This is a genomic window from Streptomyces durbertensis, assembly GCF_014156695.1.
In the GTDB taxonomy this organism is placed as follows: Bacteria; Actinomycetota; Actinomycetes; order Streptomycetales; family Streptomycetaceae; genus Streptomyces; species Streptomyces durbertensis.
Map to the genome: position 1 here is coordinate 1 of NZ_WMLF01000482.1, position 3,894 is coordinate 3,894.

4 protein-coding genes are annotated in these 3,894 nt (G+C 74.8%); 3 read left to right on the top strand and 1 reads right to left on the bottom strand.

From position 1 onward, the window contains the following. Positions 1-43 precede the first annotated feature (43 nt). The 3 genes from GL263_RS23020 (at position 44) to GL263_RS23030 (ending at position 2,858) form a co-directional block, all read left to right on the top strand. Positions 44-313, top strand: coding sequence for an SCO4848 family membrane protein (locus GL263_RS23020; RefSeq protein WP_182857665.1), 270 nt, complete (start codon positions 44-46; stop codon positions 311-313). Beyond that, positions 313-1,650: a metallophosphoesterase gene (locus tag GL263_RS23025; RefSeq protein ID WP_182857666.1), complete on the top strand. Its 1,338-nt coding sequence runs from the start codon at positions 313-315 to the stop codon at positions 1,648-1,650. The genes GL263_RS23020 and GL263_RS23025 overlap by 1 nt, the downstream gene beginning before the upstream one ends. Before the next feature lie 86 nt (positions 1,651-1,736). Continuing rightward, positions 1,737-2,858, top strand: a complete 1,122-nt coding sequence (locus tag GL263_RS23030) for an ADP-ribosylglycohydrolase family protein (RefSeq protein WP_182857667.1) — start codon at positions 1,737-1,739, stop codon at positions 2,856-2,858. A 1-nt stretch (position 2,859) separates the two neighbouring features. Here the strand turns inward: GL263_RS23030 and GL263_RS23035 are convergent, their stop codons facing one another. After that, on the bottom strand, positions 2,860-3,669 hold the full coding sequence (locus tag GL263_RS23035; RefSeq protein ID WP_182857668.1) for a TIGR03619 family F420-dependent LLM class oxidoreductase: 810 nt from the start codon (positions 3,667-3,669) through the stop codon (positions 2,860-2,862). Positions 3,670-3,894: the final 225 nt, after the last annotated feature.

Consider the following 3,894-nt stretch of genomic DNA (forward strand, 5'->3'; position numbering starts at 1 on the left):
CCCCCGCGCCGGGTGCCCGGGCGGCCCCGCCCATACTTGGGATATGAAGCTCAGCCGCCCCGCCGCGTGGTTCCTGCTCGCCTTCGGTGTGTGGTCCTGGATCATCTGGATCACCTTCATCCGCAATCTCTGGCAGGACGCCAGCGGCCTGGCCTTCGACGACGCCGGCGACCCGACCGGCTACTTCTGGGTCCACCTGGTGCTGGCGATCACCTCGTTCCTGCTCGGTACGGCCGTGGGGCTCATCGGCCTGCGGGGGCTGCGGGCGCTCCGCCGGGAGGGCGGCGACGCCGCTTCGGGGGCTGGTCGCTGATGGTGTTCGCCCTCGTCCTGGTCTCGATCCTGTGTGTGCTGGCGACGGCGCACTGGTACCTGTGGAGACGCCTGGTGCGGGACGTGTCGGCGCCCGGCGGCGTCTGGCGGCGTACCGGCACCGCGCTCGCTCTCCTGATGCCCCTGGTGATGGTGGCGGCGCAGGTCACGGGCCGTTCGGACGCCCCGCTCTGGCTGAAGCGGGCGCTGGCGTGGCCCGGCATGATGTGGTTCGCGCTGCTGGTGTACCTGCTGCTGACGCTTGTGGTGCTGGAGTTCGTACGGCCGCTGCTGCGCCGCTGGGCGGCGCGCCGGGCGTCGGCGCGTGCCGACGCGACGGCGGCGGCCCCGGCCGCGACGGCCGCCACCCCGGCCCGCGCGTCCGCCGCGGCGACTGGCGGCGGGACCGGGACCGCCGAAGGCGGGACCGACGGGACCGCCGACGGCACCTCCGACGACCAGCAGGCCGTGACAACCACGGTCCCCGCCGCCCCGCAGGACGGGCCCTCGGACCCGTCCCGGCGGCTGTTCGTCTCCCGGGTGGCGGCCGTCTCCGCCGGCGCGGTCGCCGCCGCGACCGTCGGCCACGGCACCTACCAGGTGCTCGGCGCCGGCCCCGTGGTCAAGCACGTGCCGGTGGTGCTCGACCGGCTGCCGGCGGCGGCCGACGGCTACCGCATCACGCTGATCAGCGACATCCATCTGAGCCCGGTGCTGGGCCGCCGGACCTGCCAGCGCATCGTGGACCGGGCCAACGCGACCCGGCCCGACCTGATCGCCATCGCCGGCGACCTCGTCGACGGCCCGGTCGCCGACCTCCGCCATGACGCCGAGCCGCTGGCCGGGCTCACCGCCCGCGAGGGCGTGTTCTTCGCGATAGGCAACCACGAGTACTACTCGGGCGCCCGCGAGTGGGCCCGGCACATCGACCGGGAGCTCGGCATCCCGGTGCTGGAGAACCGCCACGTCCCGCTCGAGCACTTCGACCTCGTCGGTGTGAACGACCCGGCCGGCGAGGAGTTCGACGACGGACCGGACCTCGCCCGCGCTGTGGCCGGCCGGGACGAACACCGGGCCGCCGTGCTCGTCGCGCACCAGCCGGCGCTCATCCACGACGCCGTCCGGCACGGCATCGACCTCCAGCTCTCCGGCCACACCCACGGCGGCCAGATGTGGCCCGGCAACCTGCTCGCCGCGCTGGCCAACCCGACGCTTGTCGGGCTGGAGCGGTACGGCGACACCCAGCTGTACGTCACCCGCGGCGCGGGCGCCTGGGGCCCGCCGGTGCGGGTCGGCGCCGAAGCCGACATCACCGTCCTGGAACTCCGCTCCCGCTGACGTCCGCCCCGGGCCGTCCCGCGACGGCTCCGGGGTTGTCGTCTAGGGTGCTTCCTCGCAGGGGGTGCGTAACCAGGGAGGGGCGAGTGACCGCTTCGAGCACGGTCGTCTGGGGCCGGGTGGAGCAGCAGGACTTCCGCAGCCGGGTCCGGGGCTGCCTGCTGGGCGGCGCCGTCGGGGACGCGCTCGGCGCCGGGATCGAGTTCCAGTCGCTGGAGGAGATCCGCGCCCGGCACGGCGAGGACGGCGTCACCGACTACGTGCCCGCGTACGGCAGACGCGGCGCGGTCACCGACGACACGCAGATGACGCTGTTCACCGTCGACGGGCTGATACGCGCGCACGTCCGTCGCGACACCGGCGCCTGGCACCCGCCGACGGACGTGCACGCCGCCTATCTGCGCTGGGCCGCCACCCAGCGCGACTGGGGCCCGGACGAGCGCCGGGCGACCGACGGCTGGCTGGCCCGCGAGGAGTGGCTGTACGCGCGCCGGGCCCCGGGCAACGCCTGCCTGACGGGTCTCGCCGACGACCGGATGGGCACCCTGGAGTCGCCGAAGAACCCCGGCTCCAAGGGGTGCGGCACGGTGATGCGGTCGGCGCCGTTCGGGCTGCTCGTGGGGTGGGAGCCGCAGTTGGTGTTCCAGTTGGCGGTGGAGTGCGCGGCGCAGACGCACGGGCATCCGACAGGCGTGCTGTCGGCCGGCGCGTTCGCGGTCATCGTGCACGGTCTGGCCAGGGGCGAGACGATCGACGCGGGCGTGCGGCACGCGCTGGCGCTGCTGGCGACCCGTCCCGACCACCGGGAGACCAGCGACGCGCTCCAGCACGCGCTGGAGGCGGTGCGCAGGGGGACGCCGGGGCCGGAACTGGTGGAGTCCCTCGGCGAGGGCTGGACGGCGGAGGAGTCGCTGGCGATCGGCGTGTACTGCGCGCTGGTCGCCGAGGACGTGCGGCACGGGCTGCTGCTCGCCGTCAACCACGGCGGGGACTCCGACTCCACCGGCTCGATCTGCGGCAACCTGCTGGGCGCGCTGCACGGGGAGACGGCGCTGCCGCCCGGCTGGGTCGCGGAGCTGGAGGGCCGGGCGACGATCCTCCAGCTGGCGGACGACTTCTCGATGGAGATGACGCAGGGCCAGGCGCTGCACGCGCCCGGTTCGCCGGCCGGTTCCGGCGGCTGGCTCGCCCGCTACCCCCGCGCCTGACCTACAGGTACCGCGAGTAGTCGTCGAGCGCGCGCAGCACGGCGGGTTCCGACGCGGCGGGCAGCGCGAGGATCACCTCCGCCGCGCCGAGGTCGCGCAGCCGGGCGAGCTTTCCGGGCGAGGGCTGGACGTAGGCGGGGACGACCTCGGCGTCCGGCGCGTACCGCCGCAGCCGGGGCAGCGTACCGGTGAGTCCGCCGCCGCCGATCGGCATCCAGCCGTCGGCGTGCTCGGCGACATCGGCGAACAGCCGGTCGTCGGCCGCGCCGCCGAGCAGCACCCTCGGCCCGCCCGGCCGCACCGGCTTGGGGTGCGCCTCGCTGGCCTCGACGGAGCAGAACCCGCCCTGGTGGGCGGTGGGTTCGGCGGCCCACAGGGCGCGCATCAGGGCGAGGTGGTCGCGGACCTGGGAGCGCCGGCGGGCCCACTGGACGCCGTGGTCCAGCGCCTCCTCCCGGTTCCACCCGAGCCCCACGCCGAGCGTGAACCGTCCGCCGGACATCCAGTCCAGGGTGGCGACCTGCTTGGCCAGCACGATCGGGTCATGCTGGGCGACGAGGGAGACGGCGGTGCCGAGCACGAGGCGTGTGGTGACGGCCGCCGCGGCGGAGAGCGCCGTCAGCGGGTCGAGGGTGCGGCCGTACTCGCGCGGCAGCGGCCCGCCGCCGGGCGCCGGGCTGCGGCGGCTGACCGGGATGTGGGTGTGTTCCGGCAGGTACAGGCCGCCGAAGCCGCGCTGTTCGAGTTCCTGGGCGAGCCGTACGGGGTGGATGGTCTCGTCGGTGAGGAAGACGCTGGTGGAGATCCGCATCGGGGCCCTTCCGGTCGGCGGGCGGGGGCGCGGGTGGCGCCGCGTGTGGTGTGTGGTCCTCCGTCCGTTCATACGCCAGGGTGTGCTCCGATGTCCCGTAGCCGTACAACGGTGTCCTCGGCAAGTTCCCGACTGTTCTCGACGCCAGGGGGTCCGGCGGAGATGGAACGACGTGACGTACTGAGGTTGACGGCGGGTGCGGTGGGCGGGGCGGGGGCCTGTCTC